This window comes from Paenibacillus sp. RU5M, assembly GCF_900221055.1.
Lineage (GTDB): Bacteria > Bacillota > Bacilli > Paenibacillales > Paenibacillaceae > Paenibacillus > Paenibacillus marchantiae.
This window is the reverse complement of record NZ_OBQM01000003.1, coordinates 336,354-363,044: the sequence shown is the minus strand read 5'-3', so window position 1 is coordinate 363,044 and position 26,691 is coordinate 336,354. Positions and strand designations below refer to the sequence as shown.

The 26,691-nt window shown below is 47.5% G+C and carries 18 protein-coding genes; 7 read left to right on the top strand and 11 right to left on the bottom strand.

The genetic code is table 11. The annotated features are described in order from the left end of the window. Nucleotides 1–17 precede the first annotated feature (17 nt). The 3 genes from CRO25_RS12220 to CRO25_RS12210 all read right to left on the bottom strand — a co-directional run bounded on the left by CRO25_RS12220 (nucleotide 18) and on the right by CRO25_RS12210 (nucleotide 4,034). On the bottom strand, nucleotides 18–926 hold the full coding sequence (locus tag CRO25_RS12220) for a carbohydrate ABC transporter permease (protein ID WP_063564587.1): 909 nt from the start codon (nucleotides 924–926) through the stop codon (nucleotides 18–20). A 16-nt stretch (nucleotides 927–942) separates the two neighbouring features. Then, nucleotides 943–1,914 carry a sugar ABC transporter permease gene (locus CRO25_RS12215; RefSeq protein ID WP_063564588.1) on the bottom strand — a complete coding sequence of 324 codons (972 nt, stop codon included), beginning with the start codon at nucleotides 1,912–1,914 and terminating at the stop codon, nucleotides 943–945. Nucleotides 1,915–3,110: 1,196 nt separating this feature from the next. Continuing rightward, nucleotides 3,111–4,034, bottom strand: a complete 924-nt coding sequence (locus CRO25_RS12210) for an S-layer homology domain-containing protein (RefSeq protein WP_063564589.1) — start codon at nucleotides 4,032–4,034, stop codon at nucleotides 3,111–3,113. A gap of 359 nt (nucleotides 4,035–4,393) precedes the next feature. Here CRO25_RS12210 and CRO25_RS12205 point away from each other — a divergent pair, with 359 nt between their 5' ends. The 3 genes from CRO25_RS12205 to CRO25_RS12195 all read left to right on the top strand — a co-directional run bounded on the left by CRO25_RS12205 (nucleotide 4,394) and on the right by CRO25_RS12195 (nucleotide 8,612). Next, the gene (locus tag CRO25_RS12205) at nucleotides 4,394–6,136 is read left to right on the top strand and encodes an ABC transporter ATP-binding protein (protein WP_079695160.1); all 1,743 of its coding nucleotides are present in this window, start codon (nucleotides 4,394–4,396) and stop codon (nucleotides 6,134–6,136) included. Beyond that, on the top strand, nucleotides 6,129–7,991 hold the full coding sequence (locus CRO25_RS12200; protein WP_372828770.1) for an ABC transporter ATP-binding protein: 1,863 nt from the start codon (nucleotides 6,129–6,131) through the stop codon (nucleotides 7,989–7,991). The genes CRO25_RS12205 and CRO25_RS12200 overlap by 8 nt, the downstream gene beginning before the upstream one ends. 105 nt (nucleotides 7,992–8,096) lie before the next feature. After that, nucleotides 8,097–8,612 (top strand): hypothetical protein, encoded by a 516-nt coding sequence (locus CRO25_RS12195; protein ID WP_079695159.1) that lies wholly within the window; start codon nucleotides 8,097–8,099, stop codon nucleotides 8,610–8,612. Between the two features lie 12 nt (nucleotides 8,613–8,624). Here the strand turns inward: CRO25_RS12195 and CRO25_RS12190 are convergent, their stop codons facing one another. Further along, a complete protein-coding gene (locus CRO25_RS12190) occupies nucleotides 8,625–9,056 on the bottom strand; it encodes an Lrp/AsnC family transcriptional regulator (RefSeq protein ID WP_079695158.1) in 432 nt (143 codons plus the stop codon). Nucleotides 9,057–9,183: 127 nt separating this feature from the next. Between CRO25_RS12190 and CRO25_RS12185 the strand changes: the two genes are divergently transcribed. Further along, the gene (locus CRO25_RS12185) at nucleotides 9,184–9,957 is read left to right on the top strand and encodes an MBL fold metallo-hydrolase (protein WP_063564592.1); all 774 of its coding nucleotides are present in this window, start codon (nucleotides 9,184–9,186) and stop codon (nucleotides 9,955–9,957) included. A gap of 213 nt (nucleotides 9,958–10,170) precedes the next feature. Here CRO25_RS12185 and CRO25_RS12180 read toward each other — a convergent pair whose 3' ends face one another. After that, nucleotides 10,171–11,676 carry an alpha-N-arabinofuranosidase gene (locus CRO25_RS12180; protein WP_079695157.1) on the bottom strand — a complete coding sequence of 502 codons (1,506 nt, stop codon included), beginning with the start codon at nucleotides 11,674–11,676 and terminating at the stop codon, nucleotides 10,171–10,173. A 179-nt stretch (nucleotides 11,677–11,855) separates the two neighbouring features. On the opposite strand from CRO25_RS12180, the gene CRO25_RS12175 reads away from it, so the two are divergent. Continuing rightward, a complete protein-coding gene (locus tag CRO25_RS12175) occupies nucleotides 11,856–12,764 on the top strand; it encodes a transcriptional regulator (RefSeq protein WP_079695156.1) in 909 nt (302 codons plus the stop codon). Between the two features lie 88 nt (nucleotides 12,765–12,852). Here CRO25_RS12175 and CRO25_RS12170 read toward each other — a convergent pair whose 3' ends face one another. The 5 genes from CRO25_RS12170 to CRO25_RS12150 form a co-directional block, all read right to left on the bottom strand. After that, nucleotides 12,853–13,653 carry a C40 family peptidase gene (locus CRO25_RS12170; RefSeq protein WP_063564594.1) on the bottom strand — a complete coding sequence of 267 codons (801 nt, stop codon included), beginning with the start codon at nucleotides 13,651–13,653 and terminating at the stop codon, nucleotides 12,853–12,855. Nucleotides 13,654–14,079: 426 nt separating this feature from the next. After that, nucleotides 14,080–17,355 (bottom strand): glycoside hydrolase family 48 protein, encoded by a 3,276-nt coding sequence (locus CRO25_RS12165; RefSeq protein ID WP_079695155.1) that lies wholly within the window; start codon nucleotides 17,353–17,355, stop codon nucleotides 14,080–14,082. A gap of 77 nt (nucleotides 17,356–17,432) precedes the next feature. Then, nucleotides 17,433–20,426 (bottom strand): glycoside hydrolase family 9 protein, encoded by a 2,994-nt coding sequence (locus tag CRO25_RS12160; protein WP_079695387.1) that lies wholly within the window; start codon nucleotides 20,424–20,426, stop codon nucleotides 17,433–17,435. A 330-nt stretch (nucleotides 20,427–20,756) separates the two neighbouring features. After that, a complete protein-coding gene (locus CRO25_RS12155; protein ID WP_256863629.1) occupies nucleotides 20,757–22,493 on the bottom strand; it encodes a methyl-accepting chemotaxis protein in 1,737 nt (578 codons plus the stop codon). 200 nt (nucleotides 22,494–22,693) lie between these two features. After that, the gene (locus CRO25_RS12150; RefSeq protein WP_079695154.1) at nucleotides 22,694–23,245 is read right to left on the bottom strand and encodes an undecaprenyl-diphosphatase; all 552 of its coding nucleotides are present in this window, start codon (nucleotides 23,243–23,245) and stop codon (nucleotides 22,694–22,696) included. A 184-nt stretch (nucleotides 23,246–23,429) separates the two neighbouring features. Here CRO25_RS12150 and CRO25_RS12145 point away from each other — a divergent pair, with 184 nt between their 5' ends. Both CRO25_RS12145 and CRO25_RS12140 read left to right on the top strand, forming a co-directional pair. After that, nucleotides 23,430–24,419 (top strand): LCP family protein, encoded by a 990-nt coding sequence (locus CRO25_RS12145; protein WP_063564597.1) that lies wholly within the window; start codon nucleotides 23,430–23,432, stop codon nucleotides 24,417–24,419. Between the two features lie 162 nt (nucleotides 24,420–24,581). Next, nucleotides 24,582–25,832 (top strand): acyltransferase, encoded by a 1,251-nt coding sequence (locus tag CRO25_RS12140; protein ID WP_079695153.1) that lies wholly within the window; start codon nucleotides 24,582–24,584, stop codon nucleotides 25,830–25,832. 50 nt (nucleotides 25,833–25,882) lie between these two features. Here CRO25_RS12140 and CRO25_RS12135 read toward each other — a convergent pair whose 3' ends face one another. Beyond that, nucleotides 25,883–26,617 carry a hypothetical protein gene (locus CRO25_RS12135; RefSeq protein WP_079695152.1) on the bottom strand — a complete coding sequence of 245 codons (735 nt, stop codon included), beginning with the start codon at nucleotides 26,615–26,617 and terminating at the stop codon, nucleotides 25,883–25,885. Nucleotides 26,618–26,691: the final 74 nt, after the last annotated feature.

Genomic DNA, 26,691 nt, shown 5'->3' with positions numbered 1-26,691 from the left:
TGGATTATGGTTTAAGATCATCCCTTGACGGAACCGATCATAACACCCTGTACAAAGTAACGCTGAAGGAATGGATAAATCGCAATCACAGGTAAGGTTGAAACAATAATGACGGCATATTTGACCAACGCAGCAATTTCCGCTTTGGAATTCATCGCCGTTGCTGAAGAGGTATCGATAGCTCCACCGCCCTGTGCTGCCATCTCCTGAAGTACCAGGATTTGGCGAAGAAAGAGCTGCAGCGGATACTTCGAGGAATCATTTAAATAGATCATGGCACTGAAATAGCTGTTCCAGTGTCCGACTCCGTAGAAGAGCGCCATCACGGCAATGATCGGCATGGAGAGCGGAAGCACAATCCGGATGAACAACCGGGTGTTGGTACACCCGTCGATATGGGCCGCCTCCTGTAGCTCCTTGGGAATGGTCGATTGGAAAAACGTACGGCATACGATAATATTCCAGATAGATGCAGCTCCTGGCAGAATAAGCGCCCACATGCTGTTCACCATACCAAGATCCTTAATCAGCAGGTAGCTCGGGACAAGCCCTCCACTGAAAAACATCGTTACCATAAACATCGCCATGAAGAATCCACGTCCCACAAAATCAGAGCGACTGAGCGCGTAGGCTGCCGGAAGAGTGACCATCAGGTTGACGAGTGTACCTACGACGGTATAGATGATCGTATTTTTGTACCCAATCCAGATGTTGGTGTTCTCAAATACGCGAGCATACCCTTCAAACGTAATTCCTTTGGGTAGCAGCCACATCTCACCGGAGCTTACAAATTTGGGATCGCTGATTGAGGCGCTAATGATGTATAACAGCGGGTAAAGCACAATGACGAGCGCTATCGTCAGATAGATGTAGTTGCACCATAAGAACACTTTATCGCTTCTGCTTTCCTTAACCGCGGTTGACATGTGTTTTCCCCTCCTTTTACCACAAACTGTTTTCACTGGTGCGACGTGCAATTTGGTTCACCGTAATCAGCAGAATCGCATTAACTACCGAGTTGAACAATCCTACAGCTGTGGAGAAACTGTACTGTGCATCGACCAGACCGGACCGATAGACAAATGTCGAGATGACATCGGATGAACCCATGTTCAACGGATTTTGCAGCAGCAAGATTTTCTCGAATCCGACGCCCAAAATACTGCCCATATTCAGAATTAACAAAATGGTGATCGTAGGGATGATCGCTGGAATGTTAATATGCAGAATCCGTTTAAACCGACTCGCACCATCCACCACGGCAGCTTCATGCAGTTGAGGGTCCACACCCGAGAGAGCTGCGAGGTATATAATGGTACCCCAGCCTGCACTCTGCCAGACACCTGAGAGTACGTACACCGTCTTGAACCACGCAGGGTCCGTCAGAAATTGAGGGGCCTGAAATCCAAGAGCCTCCACCAAATTGACAATCATGCCTGACGAAGGTGACAAGAAGGTAATGATCATACCCGACATGACTACGACCGAAATAAAATGTGGTGCATACGTGACCGTCTGTACGGTACGTTTGAAGAAGGAGTCCTTTACTTCATTGAAGGCTAACGCCAGAATGATCGGCAGCGGAAAACCTATAGCCAGCTCATACAAGCTGATACTGAGGGTATTCCATAACAAATCCCAGAAATAATACGAATTAAAGAACCGGATAAAATGATCGAAACCAACCCACGGGCTTCCTGTAACACCAAGCGTCGGGATAAAGTTTTTGAATGCGATTTGTATGCCGTACATCGGCCCGTAATGAAAAATCAGAAAGTATAGAAATGCTGGCGCGATAAACAGATACAACTCCCAGTTTCGAATCATCCTTCTCCATAATTTATTTTTCTTGCGGTTCGGAATCGTGTACACCGATAGGTTTTGCGACAAGGCGGACTTCCCTTCTGGCTGCATCAGTTGTTTCCTCCTTTTCTAAATGAAAATCCGTCCGTTTTGTAAGAAGAGCGAAACACTCCTGTTCAAATGTAAGGAATGAGTCCAGGACCACATTTCTATCATGCGAGGCCCTTGCTTCCCTCTCAATTTGGTAACGCTTACATACTGAGTTTATGGATCATTTCCGAATCCGTAAATATGCTATTTCGATCTTCACTCTTAAAAACACGGAAAGTACTGTTAAAACAGGGGTTTACGCTTTTGGGTCCAGCTTGTCATTGTCATTTTGGAGACATAAAACATGTGGAATTTGACCCATTTTCCTCTTGAAGTTGTCGTTTGGAGTAGCTTCGCATGAACTTGAGAGATGTCCGATCTGAATGAAAGTTGAAAAACAGACCTTAGAAGTCAAAACCCACATATGTTTAGGAAAGAGCTATTCCATGTGTGTAGGTCGCATTCTGGATTCACATCAGTCATACAGGTCGCAAGGTCTTAGCATCCATAGCGCATTACCATCTTGAATGTAATAGAAGTTCCTCTTCATCGCTACTGTGTTTCGACCTCCTCCTCATGTATTTGACCTTCTAATGTCTTTCGGTCTGCTCTTGTAATGGGTGAGGCGCACCTTTTCTCTCTTGATGCTTAGGAAAAGTAAAGGATAGATTTAATTCAACCACATAAATGTAATATTATCTATCACACATTTACCACCTGCATCAAGCTCCCTTATGGCTTGGCTTTATTCTATGAGTTTCTTCCCGTCTCCGTAAATATGTCGTTTTCACCCTTGGCTACAAGGCACATAAACGTAGATAAAAACTGGGTATATCCAGTCATATATGTTGAATTTGCACATGACATGGAGATCTTGAATGAATGATAATTTCCGGATCAGGCCAGAAAAATAGCCGCTCCGTTAACACGAAGCGGCTTTATCGCTTATATAGATATTGATTTACATCTTATAAACGACACCTTCAATGTTATTTAACATCACATTAATTACCTTAATTCCACTTTTTGAATTACTTGCGAGTTACAAAATGTAACATATATAAATAGAATCAATACTTTTCAGTCGGACTAATCAAGATTCGGACTGGAAGACAGCCGCTCTCCCTACGCAAGCTTTTTCATATCGATCGTCGGTTTCAGAAAAAATAAAAAAAGCGCGCTCCGATCTCAGATCGGAGCACGCTGGCAAAGCTTGATTATTTTCCAGAAGGCTGTGCTTCTGCAGTGTATCCTGTTGGTATGTCTGTCTCTGCGGTTACATCGGTAATAACCATTGGATACATCATGTCCGGGTCAGGTTGGATAATCGTATACAGCACGATGGCACGTCCATCCTTCTCCAGTTTCACATCTTCAATCTTCAACCCATAACCAGGATGAGGCATTTGCGCGGTCAGTTTGACTTTTACAGTCTTGTCATCCACTTTGGTTGATGTCACGGTAGGCACAATCCCCTGTTGGCCTTCGCCTGGATTCGTTGGAGTCGGTTCTGTCGATCCGCCATTGCCGTGCTTATCTACAAATTCAAGTGCATTGAAGATCATGCTTGCAGCCTCCATACGGGTAAGCGACTGATCTGGACGGAAGTTTCCGTCCTTATCCAGTTCAATGATGTCCATGTTCAGCAGGTTCTGGACCGCAGATTTGGCGTCCTTACCGATTTTATTTTCGTCCTTAATATCATTATACAGCATGATCACCGGATATTCTCCGGTTGTGTTAATCCCTTCAAGGAGCAAAATGGCAAACTGCTCACGCGTCATTTTGGCCTGTGGATTCAACTCCACCGGAATGGACAAACCATTCTGTGTTGCAGCCTGAACCGCATCGGCGTACCAGGTCGTTGGACTAATTTTATTTTGTGCCGAAGCGGCAGCATATTCATTTTTCAGACCAAAAGCGTTCACAATCAGTTGAACACCCTGTGGCTCGGACAATGCGAGATCCGGACGAAATAGATCCGCCGTTACTCCATTAACAACACCCTTGGAATGTAACGAGTCCACAATCGTTTTTTGTCCTTCATCTTTTACATCCGAAAATGCAAGTACCGATGCACCTCCTGCCGTCAAAGACACGCAGAGCGCAAGCGTTGCAGCCAATCCTTTTTTATGTTTCATTTCTTGGCACCTCCATATTTAGTAAACCCAATTTTTGACCTCTTCAATCCTACAGACGGTAGCCCCCCCTGAAATGTTTCAGTAAAATCGACATCTGGTGAATAAATGATGGAAATACTGCATATATCCCTTACCCTACGGGCGCCGATCTGCTTTCTTTCTATTATGCTTGCTTGCTTCGTTGACATCCTTACCGTTTAGCGCAAAAATAAGAATAGAGAATTCTGGCGAATAACGGATAAACTGCAAACCGGATCGCATAAAGTAAGAGGGCACGACGCGCTATTATCAGGTGTCGGCCCTTTTCTTGACTCCGATTCCAAACCGACTTTCACCCTGAACAAAGGAGAACAAATCTTATGTCCAAGAAAGGATTACTACGAGGCTATGTCACTGCCAACTGGCCCGTATATCTGTTCGCTGCACTACTGATTATTGCCTCCAATGTGGGTCAGGCGTCCTTACCCCGAATTCTGGGCAGTTTCACGGATCAACTCATGCAGAACACACTTCAGATGAATACGGTCATTCGGTACAGTCTTTCGCTTTTGGCTATAGCCATCGCTTATAATCTGTTATTCGGTACCGGACAATTCATGATCATGAAGCTCGGACGCCGCTTCGAATTCATGACACGCGAGCGCATTTTCGGCAAGTTTTCCGAACTTAGCGAGTACTATTTTTCCAAACAAGGAAATGGGAAACTGCTCAGTTACGTCATGAATGATGTTACCTCTGTACGTGAAGCCATCTCCAACGGCGTCACCATGATGACCAATGCAACATTTCTATTATTATCTTGCATCGTGATGATGTTGCTCAGCGGAATCCCGATGAAACTTATTCTGATCAGTATTGTGCCTTTGCTGGCCATTCCCTTTCTGGTCGTTTTTTTCGGTCCGCGAATTCGCAAGCGCTCTCGTGATGTGCAGGATGCCCTTGCAACGATGACGGAATCCGCAGAGGAACAGCTTGGTGGTATTCGTGTAACCAAAACATTTGCCATTGAAGACAGCGCCCGTGAACGATTTGGGTTCACAGTAGATGCAATCAAAAGCAAACAGCTGCGGCTTGTTCGTCTGTCCTCTCTATTTCAGGCCTTGCTACCGCTACTGGGTGCCATTTCATTGGTTGTCTCCCTGCTTGTCGGCGGAATTTTGACGATGCAGAATTCCATTACACTCGGAAGTTTTGTCGCATTGACGTTATATTTGCGGATCATCATGGGACCGCTTCAACAAATCGGTAATGTGATCAATACTATGCAGCGTTCTGGAGCATCACTTGAGCGGGTAAATGATCTGTTGACGGAAGTGCCTGACGTGCGCGAGCTTCCCAATGCGACAAGTCTCCAAGCCGTGAACGACATTACGATTGAGAATCTATCTTTCTCCTATCCCGGCAGTTCATCCGCTGCGCTCAAAAACATCAGTCTGAATATCCAGGCAGGACGAACCGTGGGTATTGTGGGTAAAACAGGTTCTGGTAAAAGTACCTTTGTGAAGCTATTGCTGCGTACATATGAGCCGCCTGAAGGCACAATCCGCATTAACGGCACCGACATCCGGCAGCTGTCGCTGGAAAGTCTGCGATCCCGTATTGCCTACGTACCGCAGGATGGATTCCTGTTCAGTACAACCATTCGGGACAACATCGCTTTTAGTGACCGCGAGGTTCCGCTGGACACCGTAGAGCACAGTGCACGACAAGCGATGATATACGAGAACATTATCCGGTTCCCGGATCGGTTCGATACCCTGCTGGGCGAACGTGGACTCACGTTGTCTGGCGGTCAGCGTCAGCGTACCAGTCTGGCGAGGGGGTTGATCAAAAAAGCGCAGGTGCTCATTCTAGATGACAGTATGAGTGCTGTGGATGCCGTCACCGAAAGTGGCATTCTACGCAGCCTGCGTGAGATTGGTAAAGGAAAAACAACGCTGATTATCTCCCACCGGATCAGTGCAGTCCGTCATGCGGACGAAATTATCGTTCTGGATGAAGGTCGAATCGCTGAACAGGGAACACATGCAGGGCTGATGGCCGCAAAAGGGTTATATGCTGCAACCTATCGTTTGCAGGAGGAGGGATTACATCATGACTGACCGTAACGCTGAAGTTCGTTCAGATGCGGGAGCCCAAGCACAACCGTCAGGCCATGGGTCCGGTTCCGACGCAGGCGCAGACCAGAATAAGCGGACTTCCTTCAAAGCGATGATGTCCTACGCCCACCCCCATAAATGGGCCTTTGCAGGTATCTTTTTCTGTTCGCTGCTGGGTATTTCCGCCGATCTGCTTCAGCCTTATCTGGTGAAGATCGCGATCGATGATCATCTGGCAATTGGTCAGACTAGTGTAGGCTTTCTTGTCCAGTTGGCAGCCATCTTTTTGGGGCTGGCTGTAATCAGCTTTATTTTTACCTATGTACAAAACAACCTGCTGCAACATGTCGGTCAGAACATCGTCTCTCGCATTCGTAAGGACCTGTTCAAGCATATCTCCAAAATGTCGATGTCTTTCTTCGATCGCTTCCATATCGGCAGTCTGGTGACGAATGTATCCAGTGATACGGAAACGATCAGCAGTTTCTTCACTCAAGTACTGCTAAGTCTCATCCGGGATGGCATGATGCTGGTGCTGATTATCGTCTTTATGTTCCAGCTCGATCCGGTACTCGCAGGGTACTCTCTCATCGTGCTGCCTGTGATCGCCATCGTTGCTGTATTATTTCGGAGCCAACTGCGCAGGGCTTATCAGAATGCCCGAACTCGTCTCTCCCGTTTGATTGCATTCACGGCAGAGAACCTGTCCGGCATGTTTTTGATCCAGGCGTTCCATCAGGAAGAAGAGCAGAAGAAAAGATTCACGGAACAGAACCAACTTCACCTGAAGGCCAATATCACACAAGCCCGTTCGAATGTCATATTCAACCGGACGTTTGATATCCTTGGCAATGCGGCGCTCGTTATGATGGTCTGGCTTGGAGGACGTGCCGTGCTGGGTGAATCATTGCAGGTGGGTGTGCTCTATGCGTTTATCAGTTACATCCGCCAGTTCTTCCAGCCAATTAACCAGATCACCATGCAGTGGAACACATTCCAGTCGACCACCGTATCCATGGATCGGATCTGGAACATTCTGAGTACCCGTCCGGAAGTCGCTGACCCCAAACCCGGGACTGCCTCCACACTTGAACCACGGAACGTGATGGGACAGATTGATTTTAATGATGTTTCGTTCGGTTATCGGGCAGATCACCCCCTGATTCAGCATATGAATCTGCATCTCTATCCAGGTGAAATGGTGGGCATTGTAGGCACTACAGGAGCTGGCAAAAGTACGTTGATCTCCCTGCTCAATCGCTTTTACGATGTGAATCAGGGCAGCATTGAAATTGATGGCATAGACATTCGCCATTTCCCGCAGGCCAATCTTCATCGGATCGTTGGTCTGATCCAGCAGGAACCATTCCTTTTCTCGGGCTCCATCATTGACAATGTACGAATGTTCCGCGAGGATATTACTAGAGAGCAGGCTATTCAGGCCTGCCGATTCGTCGGAGCACATGCCATGATTTCACGTTTGCCACAAGGGTATGATACACGTCTTTCCGAACGCGGAAGCGGTCTGTCCGCCGGAGAACGTCAACTGATATCGTTTGCCCGAATCGTGGTCTTTCAGCCCCGAGTGCTTATCCTGGATGAAGCAACCGCGAATCTGGATTCGCATACCGAACAATTGGTACAACAGGCGCTGGAATCCGTCTCTCAGGGAAGAACAACGATTGTTATTGCGCATCGTCTCTCTACGGTCATGCATGCAGATCGGATTCTCGTTATGGAGAATGGTGAAATTGTCGAAGAAGGCTCACATCAGAAGTTGATTGATGCTGAAGGGGTATATGCTGATCTTTACACCCATGCTCGTGAAGCCGGTAATGATTCAGCTATTTCTGGATAGCTCATCGAACCAAATGGGGTTAAATAAACGTTGAACGTGCCGCTCTGCGATGCAGGCGGCATGTTTGATATATTTTCTGGGAAATGATGTTAAGGAGGCGTATTTATGAAACCTGAATTATATAAATCATCAGAGTCGAAGCTGGAGCATCGACAGATTGGCTATCGCCGTTTCACGGCTGTATGGAAAGGAGCAATATGTCTTCTGTTCTTGCTATTATGTGTCACCCTGTTATGGATCATCTATGAAGATCACGCTGAACAACTGGAGACATTATATTATTCCATCGCAGCCATTCTTGGCATGTGGTTTATCGGGCCCGTATTTTTTATGTTTCTGTCCCGGGCAATCGCAAGTTCCCCTGTGTTATTATCCTGGAATGATGAAGGGCTTCGTATCCTTAAACGGACCATTCCATGGAATGAGATTCGTAAAATTGAGCTTGGCTCTCCCGCCTTCAGCAAATGGATATTGTCTGCTTCCCCCATGATTGCCCTGTATTTGAAAGACGGCACCCGGCGTCATATCCAGACCGATCATTTGCTCACCAAAAAAGAGCTCAGTCGAGCAGTTGGTCTTCTGCAGGAGACGCTGCGTGAGAAACAGCAACAGGACATCTGAATTCAGCTCACATCATTCCGACTTTTCGATACCAACAGACAGGTTCATTCTATAATTTCCATACGGCAAAATGGCTTCCAGCAAACTGCCAAGCTGCTCCATTGTTCCTGTGCGTACGATCATCAAATAGCAGCCCTCTCCGCTGACACGGTGAACCTCCACGATGTCTTCACGTGCAGCCATAAATTCACGGAAGGCGGCATGTCGGTCGCCGGAATTCAGAAAAATCGTTACAAATGCCTGCAGGCCCAAGCCGAGGCGTTCGGGGTTCCATTTTACCGTATACCCTTCAATAACACCCAGATCATGCAGCTTGCGTTCTCTCGCACCTACAGCCTGTCCGGTCAAATGCACCTCTTCGCCGATCTCTTTGTGAGAGCGTTTGGAGTCCCGGATCAGGCTTTTCAGTATGCGTATATCTGTATCATCAATCGTCTCATTCATCTATTTTGCAATCCTTTCAACTTGAAATTAAAGTGGCCTGTTTTCTTTCAGTGTGTTATTTACGCCCATAAACGGGTTGTATAACATATAGGATAATAACATTAATTCCCGAAGGAGTGCAGGTTCAATGAAAATTCAATTGATTCGTAATGCTACATTATGGTTGGAATATGGGGGTCTGAATATACTGGTTGATCCCATGTTGATGGATAAAGAAGTGATGCCCGCTTTCCCGAACACGCCCAATGAATTACGCAATCCTAGAGTCTCTTTACCCGAGACGGAAACGGATTATGTGAATCCGGATCTGGTGATCGTTACGCATACCCACCCCGATCACTGGGATGAAGCAGCAGCAAAGCAGCTCCGCAAGGATGTACCTTTGCTATGCCAGCCAGGAGATGAGGCCGTGTTCACTGGAGCCGGATTTACCAACGTTACCGCCGTGGATGAGAAACATGAGTATCATTCTGTACGTTTTGTCCGCACCTCAGGACAACACGGAACTGGAGAAATCGGCGAACGTATGGGCAAAGTGTCTGGTTTTGTATTGGAAGCTGACGAAGAACCTGTCTCCTATATCGCCGGGGATACCATCTGGTGTGAAGAACCCGCCGAAGCCATTCGTCAATATCGACCTGAGGTAATTGTGGTGAATGCTGGCGGTGCCCGCTTCCTGCAAGGAGATCCGATAACGATGGACGGGCCTGACGTAGCTGCCGTGAAACACCATGCGCCGGATGCTCATGTCATCGCTGTGCATATGGATGCCATTAACCATTGCATGATGTCCCGCGTGGACCTCGCAAGTTATCTGGCATCCGAACAATTGGATGGACAGGTGCTCATTCCACGCGACGGCGAGAGCTTTGTATTCGGACCGGATACTGAGTTGAAATAAAGTTCATTGATACGGTGAGTGGCTTTTAACAAACGGAGTATACTCTAGTAATTCTCTCCATGGAACACGAAAAAAGCTGGATGCGATTCGTTCGCATCCAGCTTTTATTTGCGTTTATAGTTGAGGAAAACAGCGATCCGAAGATAGTTGTGCCATCGGAGTGCTCTGTATCTCTGTGAAAGCCAGAATGATTCCCTCGTCTCATTTCACCTATTATTGAACTTTCAATCGGATTACATTCCACGATGCTTTGGCCAGGCTTGCCGTGATCAGTGTATCTGACACTTCTGCATCACCACGATTATGCGGAGCAACGCGATTCGGCTGTGCTGCGGTATTGGCTGCTTTTAGATCATCACTTTCCAGCACAATATGCTCAATCAAGCGGCACTTCCCAAAGCTGCGCAGATCCACTTCAAGCGGCAGTGATTCTTCCAGATGACGGTTTACGGCAAAAACAGTCACTTCACCCTGCTCTTCGTTATACACCGCAATGCCCTCCAGATAAGGAACATCCGTAATTTGTTTGGTGTCATACTTCGGAGACTGGATCAACGGTACAAGTGCAGTTCCACGTCCAAACACGGAAGCATGCATGAACGGATAGAAGATCGTCTGTCTCCATGCAGCACCACCATTATCCGTCATGATTGGAGCTATAACGTTGACGAGCTGCGCCAGACATGCCATTTTAACTCGGTCCGCATGTTTCAGCATGCTGATCAGCATACATCCCACAAGCAGTGCATCTTCATGGTTGTATACGTCCTCCAACTGTGGCGGAGCAATCTGCCACGGGTCCAGCTTCTTGTCACTTTCATTGGAGTGGTACCAGACATTCCATTCATCAAAGGACAGGAACATCGTCTTCTTGCTGCGCTTCTTCGCTTTGATATAATCACAGGTCGCTTTTACCGTCTCAATAAAACGATCCATCTCAAGGGAACGCGCAAGGAATGTTGGCGTATCCTGTTCAGCATTACCGTAATACTGGTGGAGCGACAGATATTCAACATGATCATACGTATGATCCAGCACCGTTGCTTCCCATTCCGGAAAGGATGGCATACCCAGGGATGAACTTCCGCAAGCGACCAGCTCAATCGTTGGATCTGTCCACTTCATCACTTTTGCCGCTTCAAGTGCAATCCGTCCATACTCTTCTGCTGTTTTGTGACCAATCTGCCACGGACCGTCCATTTCATTGCCAAGACACCAGGTTTTGATGGCATGAGGCTCTTTGTATCCATGTTTAATACGCAAATCACTATAGTAGGAACCTTCAGGATGATTGCTGTACTCCACGATGTTGCGGGCTGCGTCTACACCCCGTGTTCCCAAGTTGACGGCCATCATCACTTCCGAATTCGCCTGTTTGGACCAATCCACAAATTCGTTGAACCCGAATTCATTGGTCTCGATAGTTCTCCAGGCTAGTTCAAGTCTGCGTTTGCGTTCAGACACAGGCCCAACCGAATCCTCCCAATTGTAACCGGATACAAAATTTCCTCCAGGATACCGCACAACCGGAACCTGTAGCTCCTTAACCATCTCGAGCACATCTCCACGGAATCCCGCTTCATTCGCTGTAGGATGACCCGGCTCATATATTCCACCGTATACGGCACGTCCCAGATGTTCAATAAATGAACCGTATATGCGCTTATCAACTACGCCAATTGTGAAATCCTTGTCTACCGTCATTTTTGCTTTTTCCATCGTGAAGTTCAGCTCCCTAAGATTAATATAAAAATTAATTGATAATCTATGGATCAACGTTCATATTTATATTAAAATCGATTATGGCACCAATTTCAACCTGAATTTTGCAAAATGTTATTCTTTTGACTGGATTTATGTTTAACTTAATTCTATAAATCAAAAATGGAGGAACAGATGTGATCAGAGCAAATACCGATGCAGAATGGCTACCCCTATACGAGGCACTCGCGAGTGAAGTCCGTCTGCAGATTATCAGGCTTGTCGCGGAGACCCCAATGAACGTGAAGGACATTGCCGCATCCCTCGGCCTGAGCAGCGCAATTGTAACCATGCATGTTCGCAAGCTACAGGATGTGGGCATTATTCAGTCCAAAATGATTCGCAAGGATGGCGGCACGCACAAAATGAACAGCCTGGCAGTCGACTGGATTGGCATCTCTATGCCACAGGAAACGGGCACCATCCGCAAGCTTCATGAAGTGGCAATCCCTGTCGGGCATTACACCCATTTTGATGTGTATCCAACTTGTGGTCTGGCTACATCCAATCAGGTCATTGGACAGTATGATGATCCACGCTATTTTCTAGATCCCGAACGCATGCATGCCCATATTCTCTGGTTTGGACGCGGATTCGTGGAATACAAAATTCCAAACTATATCTTGTCAGGTCAACAGATCAGTGCCATTGAATTGTCACTTGAGATAGGTTCAGAAGCTCCTTCCGTCAACCCAAACTGGCCTTCGGATATTACCTTCATGCTCAACGGAATTCGACTCGGTGAATGGACAAGTCCTGGAGATTCCGGAAATGGACGAGGCATGTTCACCCCGGAATGGTGGAGCGACAGTGTCAATCAATACGGCATGCTCAAGGTGCTGCGGATCACCCATGAGGGCACATTTATTGATGGACAGCATATGTCCGAAATTACGCTTGCGGATATCCCCGTGGAACGCAATCAGTGGACATTGCGCCTCTCCGTGGAGGAAGATGTGCAGCATGTGGGTGGGCTAACGTTGTATGGTCAAGGATTCGGCAACTACGATCAGGATATTCTGTTCCGTCTGTACTACCAGGACTAATAAACAACAAAAAGAACCTTCCATCCCCCGTATAGAGCAGAGATGGAAGGTTCTATATATGGTCATTATTTAATAAGTATGCTGGAACTTAAAGTGCACTTCCACCAAACAAGAAACGGTACTCCCAATGTTTTCCGGAGATATCACTAATCGTTACACCGCCGCCAGCGTTGGAATAGGTGTGCAGTATTTTGCCGTCACCCAGATAAATTCCCGTGTGGGTAATCGTAGCAGTAGATTTGTTCACACTAGAATACGATGAAGCCGAGCTGCCTTTGTAGGACATAAAGTACATCAGGTCACCACGCTTCAGATTTTTCCAATTCGTCTGAACGGTACCATTGGCTTTCACATAAGCACCTTGTTTACGCGAATCGGATGGAAGCTTGATTCCGAGCGCATCAATAAATGCCTGGCGGACAAAGCTTGAACAATCGAACGTAGCCGTACTGTTACGACTTGCGCCAAACTCATAAGGCGTCCCCCAATATTTCATACCGGCAGCAATCACTTTCTCCACCGAAGCACTGCCTGTAACTGAACCAGACCCACTAGTACTGCCACTTCCTGTTGTCGTGTTGCCTTTCACAGCTTGTGTATATTTTGAAGAAGAAGATATGTATCCTGTCCGGTTACCGGAGTCCGTAACTTTATACCAGCCTGATCCGGATTTTTGCACTACCGTGACAGTCTCTCCTTTTGGCACCAAACGAACAATGCTTGCGGAAGAAGATGGCGATGTACGCAAATTAACTCCCCAGATGACTTTAACTTTTGAATTATCAACTGCCGCTGCTGATGCAGGTGTCGTTAATGCTCCTGTTGTCAGACTTCCCATCAGCATCGTTGCTGTTACACTTGCAGTAATGATCTTGCTTTTCCAGTTCATGATGTCGTGTTCCCCCTGATGTTACAGAATTTTAACCTGGCCTCATTCGCCGGGCTTGCCCCATTGTAAAACGGGCTGTCCATAACGATCATCAGTCCAAAGTCCTGTATTCGATCAGGCAGGCTTGAGCACTAAGAATCAGGGAAACCTCTCACACCAGTTGGCTAAAACTGCCGCAAATCTCTTCTTTTTCAAAGGTTAAATTATTGTAACTATTTGCTACGCTTCGTTTTACGCAGAAAAGAGGCCTAAACCGCGCATCACTTAGGACATGCGTCATATGACCTATATTTTAATATTTAAATTCTATATTTGGTAAACATTACTATGATTCATTTCCCGATTATGAGTACCTGTAATCCTAAAATCATCATACAAAAAGCCGGAGATCTCTCCCCGGCTGTACTCTGTCTCAATATGAATCGACTATGGCTCAATACCCCAAGCGTTGACTCCACTAATATAAGCGGTCACTTTGTTCCAGGCGCTAAAGGCCGTTTTGGAAGCATCAAAAGAATAGTCGTTGGTCTGATCAAAATTCGTCCAGTTGTTCTTCGAGAAGCGCCCCTGGATAATTCCCGTCTCTGCTCCGGCAGCCAGACTGCCTGCCCCGGACTTAAACCCAATCTCCAGATACGTATCCGCTGTCCCTTTAGCCGGATCTACCGTCACAAAGTGAGCTTCAACGTTGGCGCTGCCAATCTGAGCGTAATCACACCAGAAACTCAGATCTGATGCACTATCCTTCGTAAAGTAATACCGCACCTTCACCTGGCTCAGATCCACTGCTGTCGTGCCTGTGTTCTTGATATTGAACTGCGGGGTCACCGCATTGCCTGACGTCCCTGAACCACCATTGCGGTATTGTACTTCAAGTGCACCTGTTGTTACAGGAGGCGCTGTTGGTGTCACCGTCACTACGTTGGACAAGGTCTGCCCGCTTGCATTTACTGCCACCACTCGGTAATTGTATGCGGTACCGTTCACTGCCGTGGCATCCGTGTAAGTCAGCGCCGTCAGACCTGTAGCCAGATCGGCGTAGGTTCCACCTGCAACCGAGCGTTGTACCTTGTAACTTGCAGCTCCGGTCGATGCGGTCCATGTCAGCACAGCCTGATTATTGCCTGCCGTTCCCGTAAGGGTTAACACTCCCGGTATAGAGGTTCCCGCTTGCGGTGTTGCAGAGGCCTGAGCAGAAGGTGCAGATTCACCCGCCGTATTCACTGCGGTCACCACATAATAGTACGTTTTTCCATTGGTCAGTGCTGTATCTGTGAAGGTCGAACCGGTAACACCCGTTGCTACGGAAGTATACGGGCCACCGTTCACCTCTGCACGTTTTATCGTGTAAGAAGCGGCACCAGTGGATGCGGTCCAGTTCAGAGCAACCTGCTCACTGCCTGCTGCAGCTGTCAGACCCGCCGGAGCTGCTGGCACTTGGACCACTGGGCCTCCTGTGTTACCAAGGAGACGATCATATTCGCCATACGCGGTAGCCATATCCACCTGTGACCAGAAACGGTGATACGTAAAGGTTGGTGCGCCATTTTCCCATTTTTTCGTTGTTGGATTATAAGACGTTTTGTACAGATTATCCAGATAAGCCCATGCCGGATCTTGCTTGATGGCTGGACGCAGGTCAGAGTAACCAATGTATACGCCATTACCACCTTTGGCCGGGTCAGAAGGTATGCCGGCTGTACCCGGTATCGTGTTCCCCTGCCCGAAGGTTCCCGTCCAGTTTGCCGGAATATAGATCTCTTTGGCAAAGAAGCGGAAGTAGTCTTTACGGACTTCTTCGGTGACAATTCCCACACCATCATTGTAATCCCAGGCTGTATTCAGCAATTTCTCGGCCATATCTTTGGCTTCCTGTCCTTTGGCACTGAGTACGCCGCCTTCGGCTTGAGTCCCTGCAGCAAAGAACGTCAAGGCTTTGATATAACTCCCCAGTACGCCCGTATCCTGAGCAGGATCTTTGGTTACCACATGGAAATTCGGATTTTGCGTAAAGGCACTGAACCCATTCCATTTATCTGGTTGCCCCTGCCATTCCTGGCTTCCTGGAATCCAGAATTCTCCCGGTGCAGGTGTAGTGGCAACCTGTGCATTGGTACCTCCAAGTATCCGTTGACCTGCCGCATTCAGATAATATCCTTGTGCATCCGTCACCGGACGCTCATCGACGAATACATAATCCTTGGCCCAGTCGACCCACTTGGTAATGACTTTTTTGGCCATTTGGAAGTTCTCGGAGCTGAGGTCCCCGCTCTCGGCAAGAATGTAATACATCTCAGCTACACGCTCCAGCGACCAAGCCTGGAAACCAAACCACGTGTTGGAGTCGGGGTCCCGATATACAGGAGCTTCCTGATAAGCCATGTCATAGAACGTACTGGTTCCAGCAGGATAAGCTTTGTAGGAGCCATCAAAACTGTTCGTCGCTCCACCGCCAATTGCCCCTTCGTGAGACTGTAACCAGGTGTAGAACTCCAATTGGCGCTTCAGCGATGCATTCCAATCTGCCTTGGCAGTTGTCGATTTTGGAATCAGGCCACCTGCCGGATCAGACAAGGCATACGCTGCCACCGGATTCTGGTAAGCCTGGTGCGTATGACTGGCTCCAATCCGCCAAGCCCAGTTCCCACCCTCGCCAAGGCCGCCGCCCCATGAGGTATACCATGCCATCAGATACATATTAGAGTCTTTGCCTGTACCGGCAGTTGGTGTGCCGTTCTTGGCACTTCCGATCTTCTGGAAGTACTTGTCGTGCATCCCATAGCGCAGATAGTCGCCCATCTTCTTCGCTTTGTCCAGATACGTTGTATTGGTGTAGCCCATCTCCTTCGCCCAATATAGTACCTGCACCGCACGTGCGTCAGCATCCGTTGCGTTGGTATAACGCCACTGGGCAGCCGGTGTCTGAGTCTCCTTGGTAAACAGGCTCATGAAACCTTCGCCCGTTTTGCCAAACGTTTTATTGTCCTGGGATGGGTGTGGAATGGCTTCCCATACAGACTCCTGCTCTCCACGCTGGAATGTATTCACGTAAGCCGCTGTATGATTCGGATTCAGCAGGTTACCATACCCGTACCAGTTATCCACATCCAGCAGCCAGTGCATCAGGTACGTCTGATTGTTGCCGTAGGAAGATTTCAGTTCGGCATCAAGTGGGTCTTTTCCGGCCGCATATTGACCGTTAATGGCAGAAGGATATTGATCTGGAAAAGGTTTTTCCGCTGCATAGGTGGCCGGGCTGTTCGGATTGTAATAACTCATCGTAGGCTGCTCTTCCTTGCCGTCACCTTCATTGACAGGGATGATGTATTTCTCCATGCTGTCCCAAGCCGCTTCCAGTTTGGACCAATCTCCCGTATAGTGACCATACATCGTTTCCAGCCAGAGCCAGTAACTGTATGCCTCGGATGTCGTCATGTGCCCATAATCCGGTGCCTCGCTCATTAGCGTTTCAATGGAATGATAGGGAATGCCCTCTGGAGAAAAATAACCGTTCGCCGGATCTTTCAGCTGATCATACAATTGCAAAAATCGAGCTTCGTTTATTCCGTCCGCCTGAGCATCAATGGTCTGCTCTTCGGCATAAACCGTTTGGGGACCTGCCCACAAACCGGTGTACCCGGTCAGCATAACGGTCCCTGCTAGCATGGCAGACAAACTTTTTTTCGCAGCTGATTTCAACATGTATATACCTCCCTGGAATGGTGAAATTCAATTAGAATTACCGTGGGTCTGCCCATGCTGTTGAACTCCCTGTTAGGTTACGGCTCAATGCCCCAGACTTTCGTACCTCCCTGAAACCCAGTTACTTGATTCCATGCGGTAAAAGCAGTCTTGGTTGCATCATAGGAATAGTCGTTGCTCTGATCGAAATTGCTCCAATTGTTCTTGGAAAAGCGCCCCTGAATCACACCCGTCTCCGCTCCAGCAGCCAGGCTGCCAGTCCCGGATTTGAAGCTGATCTCCAGATACGTATCCGCTGTGCCCGTTGTCGGAGTCAGCGTGACAAATTTGCCTTCAATATTAGCCGTGCCGATCTGAGCATAATCACACCAGAAGGTCAGATCCCCTGCACCGTCCTTGGTAAAATAATACCGGAGCTTCACGGTACTCAGATCAATCGCCTGAGTGCCTGTGTTTTTTAGATTAAACTGCGGAGTCACCGCATTCCCGGAAGCACCTGACCCTCCATTACGATACTGCACCTCAAGCGTGCCCGTCGTTACCGGAGGCGCACTCGGTGTCACCGTCACGATATTGGACAACGTCTGTCCGCTCGCATTCACGGCTGCGATTCGATAACTGTACGCCGTTCCATTTACCGCTGTTGCATCGATGTAATTCAACCCTGCCAATCCAGTTGCCACATCGGCATATGCGCCGCCCACAACGGAGCGCTGTACCTTATAAGTCACTGCTCCCGTTGCTGCCGTCCAGGTCAGAATCGACTGGGCGTTGCCAGCCGTACCGCTTAACGTCAGTTCGCCAGGCAACGATGTTCCAGCTTGCGGCGTGGCAGAGGCTTGTGCAGACCCGGGCGATTCTCCGGCTGAATTAACAGCCGTCACCACATAATAATAGGTCTTTCCGTTCGTAAGCCCCGTATTCGTGTATGTCAATCCATGTACATCTGTCGCTACAGAAGTATATGGACCCCCATTCACCTCGGCACGCTTCACGGTGTACGATTCTGCCCCAGGTGATGCTACCCAGTTCAGGATGACCTGAGCATTCCCTGATATAGCCTGCACGCCAGAAGGTGCAACAGGAGTGACAACCGGTGTAACACCAGGTTCCTGACCGTATATCCTTATTCCCGCATCGTAGACTGGTAGATATACGCTCTTCGCCACATTACCTGTTCCCAAGCCCTGGAATGAATGATCATTATTCGCATTCCAGGCGCCTTGCGGGCCGGTAATGCGGAACTGGACCTCTTTGCGATAATGTCCTTCCCCGCCTGGATATATCTTGGTTCCAGTAAAGTCCGCCGTAACAGCATAGATTCGTTTCGCTGCATCAACCACAACCGGTTGGGATACGGTAGCACCCTCGGCGTATGCGGTTGTAACCTTGACATCAGATACGGTATATCCTGCAGCGTAAACTTCACTTAGATCCAGAAAATAGCGAAAAGATAACTTATCCCCCATCCGCGCAGGCCAGCCGGAACGATTATTTAGTTGAGCCTTGATTTCCGTGTAATTGGGACCGGATGCCTTCACGGCAGCTTCGACAAAGAACTCATCTGTCTTCACTTCCGGAGCCGGAAAATTCGCGATGGGCTGATCATTCTGGCCGAATAACAGATTCATCTTGGCTAACGCGCCTGTAAAGCCTGCATTGTAATCGGTTGCCACCTCATTGCTGACATAGTCGCCAATGGAATCGGTATAGGCATCCGTTGCATCCGGTCCACCAACCATCGCTCCGTACAACGTGTGACGGTGCTCTGAAGGTGTATTTTCATTGTTCGTCCATGAACTGTGAGAGGTCCGGTGATGAGGATGCTTAGGCGGATTCTGACCATAACCGACCACATAACTGCTCTGGCGAGGATTATCCCCCAGAATGTAGTTCATTTGAGAGACGGCAAAGTCCTGATACCTTGCTTTCTTCACCGGATCACTGACCCAGTCGGAGTATACAAAAGCAATAAAAGATGCATTTGCTGCATATCGGAGCGATCCCCATGTATCAAGCCAGGCAAGCCCGCCCGGTGTATACTTGATTCTTTGTCCATTCGTGCCTACAGACCAATAATCCAGATTGCGCTCTGTGGATTGAATGAACCGCGTCGCTTCTGGCATGTTCAGACTCGACGTAATGCGAGCCAGCAGAATCTGGGCTCCGTAGTGTTTGTCATCCCAGCCTTGGGTCCAAGTATAGGCCCAGTTCCCGTTCTGTCCATCTGCCTGCCACAGATTCGCTGTAGCAATCGCCTTGGACAAGTAAGCGCTATCATTTGTCGCCATATATAACCATGTTGCAGCCCAGGCGAGTTCATCATAGTAACCTGTCCATGAATTGTAGAACGATTGGGCATCTGTAATGCAATCCGAATATTTGCCTCGATACGTATCCGCGAAGCTGTACAGTTCCTTGGCATGTTGAAGTAGTTTGTTGGCATAAGCCGGGTCACTGTCCCGGAACACAATGGATGAAGAAGCGAGTGCCGCTGCAGTTTCTCCCGCAAGTTCACTTCCCGGACAGGATGCATCGATCTTATAAGCAGGACGGTTCATCTGCATCACTTCAGCCGGTCCCCACCAGGCATGGTCTGTATTGCCCGCTCCGACCTGTCCCCATAATTCATTTGGTTTCGTATGCGCTTTCACAAAATAGTCTGTGGCCCATCTCAAGTTATCCTTAATCTGCTCCAGTTGCCCTGCCTGCTCGTATCCCTCGCGGTATTCCACAACAGACCAAGCTAACATCGTAGCCGAATAGGCCATCGGCAGACCAAATTTCACATGATCTCCAGCATCGTACCACCCTCCGGTCAAATCAACCCCAACATCCGCTCCGTCATTTAATCCGGAATCACCACGCCATTCCACCCGATTGTCTTCGGGCAAATTCCCTGAACGCTGTGTTTCATAGAAATAAACCGCCTTTTGTAATGCCTCCGCATAGTTATGATTTCCGGCAGCCGCATCTGCCTTACCACTCCATGCCTGTATGGATGTACTTCCTGCCAGTAGCCCTACCGATAACGCGAGGATAGCGATTCGTCTCCACCAGCTTCCCTTCATCTTCAACCATTCATCTCCTTTTGCAATAGTCGTCTCGTAATTTTCCAATTACACTGATGTAATGACCCGCTCCTTTCTATGGTGTGACTCCATGTATTTCCACCATTAATTACCATTATATCCTTTTGCTCCAGTTGCAATATCAGCGCTGGTGACTTCTGAAATAACATTGTTGTGACATGTTTGGGTAGTGATATGACAAAAAAGACTGCCCCTCATATCGCTTGAACGCAATATGAGAAACAGTCCTGATATTTTGAATAACCCGTGCTACAGGTTGCATGATGATCCATGGTACTATCCAGTCTGAACACCCTACTTTTGGATCGTTTACACTCTGAATTTGTTGATTTGCTCCTGCAACTCTTCAGCCATTTTGGACAAAGAACCTGCGGAGGAAGCGATCTCTTCCATCGAAGCCAGCTGCTGCTGGGTTGCGGCAGATACATTATGTACCCCGCCTGCTGCTTCTCCCGCAATGTTAGAGATCTGATCCACATACCCTACAACTTCATTCGTACTTGCTGACATTTCCTCCGAACCTGCCGATACTTCCTGGATTTCACCAGCAACCTTGTTCACTACATTCGAAATTTGTTCAAAGGCTTGTCCAGCCGCTGTTACAATCTCAATTCCGGCTTCCGTTTCATTGCTGTTCACTTTCACAGCCTGCACGGCATGATCTGTATCCTTCTGAATCAATTGGACAAGATCCGTAATCCGTTGTGCGGATGTAGAAGACTCCTCTGCGAGCTTCCGTACTTCTCCGGCTACGACTGCGAAGCCACGTCCGTGCTCACCTGCACGTGCCGCTTCAATCGCTGCATTTAATGCAAGAAGGTTGGTTTGACGGGCAATATTGTTGATAACCTCGGTAATCGTACCTATCTCTGCGGAACGTTCTCCCAGCCCTGTAACCAGTTCTGTCAGTGATGCAATGGAATTGCGAACAGATCCCATCTGTTCAACAGCCTGCTGAATAATCATATTTCCTTCGGCAGACTGATTCGCTGCATCAACGGCAGATACGGATACACTTTGAGCAAGCTCAGCAATTTGTTCCGAACCAAGAGCCATCTCACTCATCGCCTGTGAAGAACGTTTCACCATATCTACTTGATCCGATGTACCTACAGCCAATTCCTCAACCGTCTCGGAAATCTGTTCCGACGCCTTGGTATTCTGCTCAGCACTCGCGAGAAGTTCTTCGGAGGAAGCGGCTACCTGTTCGGATGTCATCGACACGGATTGAATCATCTCCCGCAGGTTGCCTGTCATCACATTGAAGGAATCGGCCAGCGTTCCCAGCTCATCCTTGTTCTTGAGCACGATCTTCTCACTCGTCAGATCCCCACCTGCAATCAACATCGCTGCTGCATTCATCTTCTGAATTGGACGCGAGATGATGCTTGCAATGAAGAAGGCAATAAACATGGCCACCAGGAAAGCAACAATAGTGACTCCCAATATAATATTAAATGCTTGTTCAGCAGACTCAACCGATGTATTCGTTGCTGCATCCGACAGTGAGTTCCCCATCGTGATTAATTGGGCAATGGTATCATTCGCTGTATACCATAACGGATAGGCCTCTGAATGCAATCTGCTGGCTTCTTCGTAATTGTTAGCCATGCCCAATTTCATAAATTCCGGCATTTTCGCCAAATACGCCTCATAGTTCGTGCTAAATGTATTGTACATTGCCACTGCTTCGGTATTGTCTGAGATGAGTGAAACCAGTTCCTTGCGCTCAATCGCAATCTTGGCTTGGAGCTGTTCCAACACTTCATTCATCTTGGTGATTTCAGTTGGATTTGTTTCGACAATTACGGCAAGAGCAAGCCGCTCGACGTCCGAAATATCACCATTCATCATACCAAGCAGGCTCACACTGGGCATCCACATCTTATCGATTTCATCGGCCTTTTTGGACATATCATGAATTTGGGTTAACGCATAAATGCTTACAAAAGCCAGTAAAGCCACTACCATTAGAAATCCAGTCAGTAATTTCATTCGAATTGTTAATCTCAATTTCCCCTTCACGTTTCCCCGCGTATCTTTCATGTTCCCCACTCCTCAACTAGTACATATTTATAGTATATCGACACGTATCGTCATGAATTGTAGATATCGGAATTCGATTTTTGTAAATTTCAGTTAACTTCGAAATAAACACAAAAAAGCCTTAAGTCTTTGGCTCACCAAAAACTTAAGGCTCTCGTATCCGATACTTCTCTTCTGATCCCTATTATATTCAACTGTTTCTAACGGAAAATCCGCCGATGAATGTTAATGAAGAAATCGGGAATCGACTTGGTATAATTACGCGTAGCGATCAAGATCACACTGACCAGGCTACCTAGAATGAATCCGCCCAGAATATCTCCAGGATAATGTACACCTACATAGACACGCGACACTCCTGTCAGCACAGCAAGCAACAGCATCCACATACCGAAGCGACGCCCGATAAAAAACGAAGCTGCTGCGAGCGCGAATACAAAGGAAGCATGTTTACTTGGAAATGATGGATCTGGTACATGCGGAACCAGTTGATGCACCGTGCCTTCCACGAACGGCCTTGGATGACCTACCACAGGTGAAATTCCCCATTTTGCCAAAACAAGTGCTACGATCGAAGCTACACACGCATAAAACACAATTCGTTGCTTCGACGGATTGCCAAGAAACCACACAATCACAAGAAGCCCTATCATAACCCAAACCGCATATTCAGCTGATGTAATCATAAACCAGTCCAGAAACGGAATTCGGTCTGCAAACTGGTTGATCCAATTAAATACAGATTGATTCATAACAGTCGTTTAATACCTCCATTACACAAATCACGATTATTTTTTACATAATAAATATACACTAACTATTTGTCAAATATGTCGCCTAGTAACCGAACTTTCGAAATCAAAGAGGACATTTCTCTTACTTTTTGTTAAACTAGTTTGGGTTACATAATAGTTCATTCATAGAAAGGTGAAGATTATGCTTAAGAAATGGTTATGGGGGACATCCCTAACCCTGGCACTTGCTATAACCGGTGTCATTGTATATTACGGATACTCGATCGTTCATTTTGCCAATAGCATCTCAACCGCTTCCGAGACTTCCACTTCTGAAACAAACCAAAATACGGACAATCCAACCACCCCTGTTCCTAAATGGGAAGGGAAGGAACGAGTTAACATTTTGCTGCTTGGAGGTGACACCAGGGGGGATGATGCTGGCCGTTCAGATTCGGTCATGGTCGCTTCCATTGATCCGGTATCCAAGAAAGCCCATCTCTTCTCTGTTCTGCGTGATACATATGTTGATATTCCGGGACACGGAAAGAGCAGACTCAACGCGGCCTTCTCATACGGCGGAGCGGAATTAACCAAACAAACGGTCGGTGACTTGCTCGGCATCCCTATCCAGCACTATGTGTATACCGATTTTATCGGATTCATGGCGCTGGTTGATGCTGTAGACGGGATCGATATTGATGTAGAGAAAGACATGTATTATACCAGCAAAGCAGATAAACATATGTACGATATTGATCTAAAAAAAGGACTTCAGCATATGGACGGTAAGACCGCCCTCCAATATGTGCGATTCCGGCATGATGCCACATCAGACTTTACGCGTACCGAACGGCAGCGGATTTTCATGACTGAGCTGGCCAAGAAGATGCAAAGTACGACTTCACTCTTCAAGATTCCTGAAATATTGGAAGCTGTCGCTCCATATATCGAGACAGACCTCAGTCCAACACAGATGTTAAAATTGGCTTCGCTCGGATTCGATATTAACGTAAATGAAATCGATAAACAGCAGATCCCTCCTAACAAGTTGCTAACCAATGAACTTGCAGGTTCTGCCCAAGTACTCGGTGTGAATAAACCGAAACTTCAAGCATACATTCAGAATTTGTTTGAAGAAGATGCGAAATCCTCAGAGGATGAATCAACAAAAGTACCAGACTTAAACTAAATGGAATGGAAACAAAATGAGGCAGGTATCGCAATGATGCTCCGATTAAAAAGATGGCTGCCGCCATCTTTTTTTGTACCTATTTTCCCCATTTAATGCAGCCTTAATGTTCAACAGGTACCCTTAAATGATGAATTCCGGTTACACGAAGGAGGAATACACGTGAATAAACCGCGAATCGTGGAATGGACTCAGCTGCGCGGCCTTGCATTTCTCGCTATTGTGATGCAGCATAACATCGCGGAATATATATATCGCGCCGATATTGAACAACCCGATTCCATCATGCTGACCATGATTTATCATCTGACTCGTTTCGGTACGCCGACATTTGTCTTTCTGTCCGGTGTAATGCTGTTCTATCATCATAGTCACACCAAACCGGATTACCCCCGTTTTATCCGTAAGCGGTTTGGAGATATCTATGTGCCCTTTGTGGTATGGACATTCATCTATTGGTTGTTTGTCCGGATATTCACCCCTGAGTTCTGGCTTTCGGGTATGCCGGACTTCCGGAATTTTGTTCGTGAACTATTCCTCCCCCAGACGGGATATCATCTGTGGTTTGTGATTATGGTGTTTCAGTTCTATATTCTGTTTCCCCTGTTTCTTGCGGGAGCCAAGTTCATTCAGAAACGTATTGAAAAAGTTACACGCTTCACCCCGATGCAATCCGTCATCACGCTGATTCTCATTGGGATGGCATTATACACTTTACTTATGAAATGGTCCTACTACGATATGGGCGGGTGGACAGCTTCCTTACCCCAACCCTGGTCGGGTTTGCTGCAATATCGCTCTTATTCATGGTTTATGTACTGGTTTTACTTTTTGCTGGGGGCAGTCTGTGCCTGGTCAGTGGATAGTTGGAGAAGTTGGACTGCAAAGGTATTGCCCTGGATGGTCTGTCTGTTTATCGGCATGTACATCTGGCTTGGATATGATGTGCTGCGGGGATCAAGCGATGTCGTTAATCTGAATATCTCAACCTATCTGAAGCCCACGACATTCATCATCATCATGGCTCAGATGTTCATGTTCTATGGGTTCCTTGTACTGCTGCGAGGCAAAGATTCACCATTTCAGCGTCTCCTGACGTGGATTGGCCGATATTCCTTTGGTGGCTATCTGGTTCATGCATTGGTTATCTACTGCATTGCGTATATTACCCGGCCACTTACACTAACCGGATGGCATCTACCGATAACATTGCTTTCGTTTCTTGTTACCGTAGCAATGTCCCTTGCAATCAGTTGGGGACTTTCCCAACTTCCTGGTTCTCGCTTCACCATAGGATTACAACGGAAGAAACGCCTAAGTCCCCGTTTGCATGATACTATTTCTGCGAGCAGAACAAGTTCACCGGAGCGCAATCCGTCAGCTAGCGCAAACCGCAGTCCGGAAACCAGCTAATTCTAGTCGAATATAGAAAAAGCGTCTCCCTTCGTGGAAGACGCTCTTTGTCACTTCACTTCTGTTGAAGCGGATCGACCGGGTACAGGTTCGTGAGGACCAGGAGCTTGATGTGCATTGCCCTTCTGATTAACGAACCTTTTCAGGTCACCCGTCAACTGCTCCTTCAGCTTGTCTACCAGTTGCGTTTCACTGATGCCTTTTGCCCGAGCAATCTCAGCCAGTGATTTCCCGCTTTGAAGCTGCTGATGGAGCTGCTCCGGGGTGATGCCGATAAAGCGTGCAATAGCCCCCTTGTCCATCATCGGACGTCTGTTGCCGTGGTGAGCGAACTCACGTCTTAATTCCCGCAGTGGTGTGTTAATTACCTTCTTCAGCTTGGTATCCATTCCTGCTTTGGCTGCTGCTGCCTGCTCTTTCGTGAGACAGCCTTCTTCGGCTGCTTTATCCAATCGCTGAGAGAGCGAGGGCTTCAGCTTCTCCAACAATTGATTTTCACTAAGTCCCTTGCGCTCCTTGGCAATCTGAGTCAACGTTTTGCCAAGCTCCATCTGTTCCTTTAAATCACGGAGCCCAATACCGAGCAGGTCCGCGGTTTCTCCAATCATAAACAGGCCATGACCTGCTTGCATGCATGGCTTGGTCTGGTTTGAGGAGGAAGATGGTGTCGCCACATGATCCTCAACAGATCCATTTGGATCAGCGGATGCCGTATAGCCGGTTGATGCTGTTATAAATACGGCTGCCAGTCCGGCTGCCATCCATTTTTTCCATCTGTATTTCATTTCTCTTCTTCCTTTCATATGTCAAAATCCTGTGCTCTCTTAGTTTGAGCCTAACTTCCGCTTTTTTATGCCAT

Coding starts and splice junctions, on each gene's coding strand:
- CRO25_RS12165 (WP_079695155.1), bottom strand. CDS start 17,355: ATGTTGAAATCAGCTGCGAAAAAAAGTTTGTCTGCCATGCTAGCAGGG.
- CRO25_RS12210 (WP_063564589.1), bottom strand. CDS start 4,034: ATGAAACATAAAAAAGGATTGGCTGCAACGCTTGCGCTCTGCGTGTCT.
- CRO25_RS12145 (WP_063564597.1), top strand. CDS start 23,430: ATGCTTAAGAAATGGTTATGGGGGACATCCCTAACCCTGGCACTTGCT.
- CRO25_RS12195 (WP_079695159.1), top strand. CDS start 8,097: ATGAAACCTGAATTATATAAATCATCAGAGTCGAAGCTGGAGCATCGA.
- CRO25_RS12200 (WP_372828770.1), top strand. CDS start 6,129: ATGACTGACCGTAACGCTGAAGTTCGTTCAGATGCGGGAGCCCAAGCA.
- CRO25_RS12215 (WP_063564588.1), bottom strand. CDS start 1,914: ATGCAGCCAGAAGGGAAGTCCGCCTTGTCGCAAAACCTATCGGTGTAC.
- CRO25_RS12205 (WP_079695160.1), top strand. CDS start 4,394: ATGTCCAAGAAAGGATTACTACGAGGCTATGTCACTGCCAACTGGCCC.
- CRO25_RS12155 (WP_256863629.1), bottom strand. CDS start 22,493: ATGAAAGATACGCGGGGAAACGTGAAGGGGAAATTGAGATTAACAATT.
- CRO25_RS12170 (WP_063564594.1), bottom strand. CDS start 13,653: ATGAACTGGAAAAGCAAGATCATTACTGCAAGTGTAACAGCAACGATG.
- CRO25_RS12135 (WP_079695152.1), bottom strand. CDS start 26,617: ATGAAATACAGATGGAAAAAATGGATGGCAGCCGGACTGGCAGCCGTA.
- CRO25_RS12190 (WP_079695158.1), bottom strand. CDS start 9,056: ATGAATGAGACGATTGATGATACAGATATACGCATACTGAAAAGCCTG.
- CRO25_RS12180 (WP_079695157.1), bottom strand. CDS start 11,676: ATGGAAAAAGCAAAAATGACGGTAGACAAGGATTTCACAATTGGCGTA.
- CRO25_RS12150 (WP_079695154.1), bottom strand. CDS start 23,245: ATGAATCAATCTGTATTTAATTGGATCAACCAGTTTGCAGACCGAATT.
- CRO25_RS12220 (WP_063564587.1), bottom strand. CDS start 926: ATGTCAACCGCGGTTAAGGAAAGCAGAAGCGATAAAGTGTTCTTATGG.
- CRO25_RS12185 (WP_063564592.1), top strand. CDS start 9,184: ATGAAAATTCAATTGATTCGTAATGCTACATTATGGTTGGAATATGGG.
- CRO25_RS12160 (WP_079695387.1), bottom strand. CDS start 20,426: ATGAAGGGAAGCTGGTGGAGACGAATCGCTATCCTCGCGTTATCGGTA.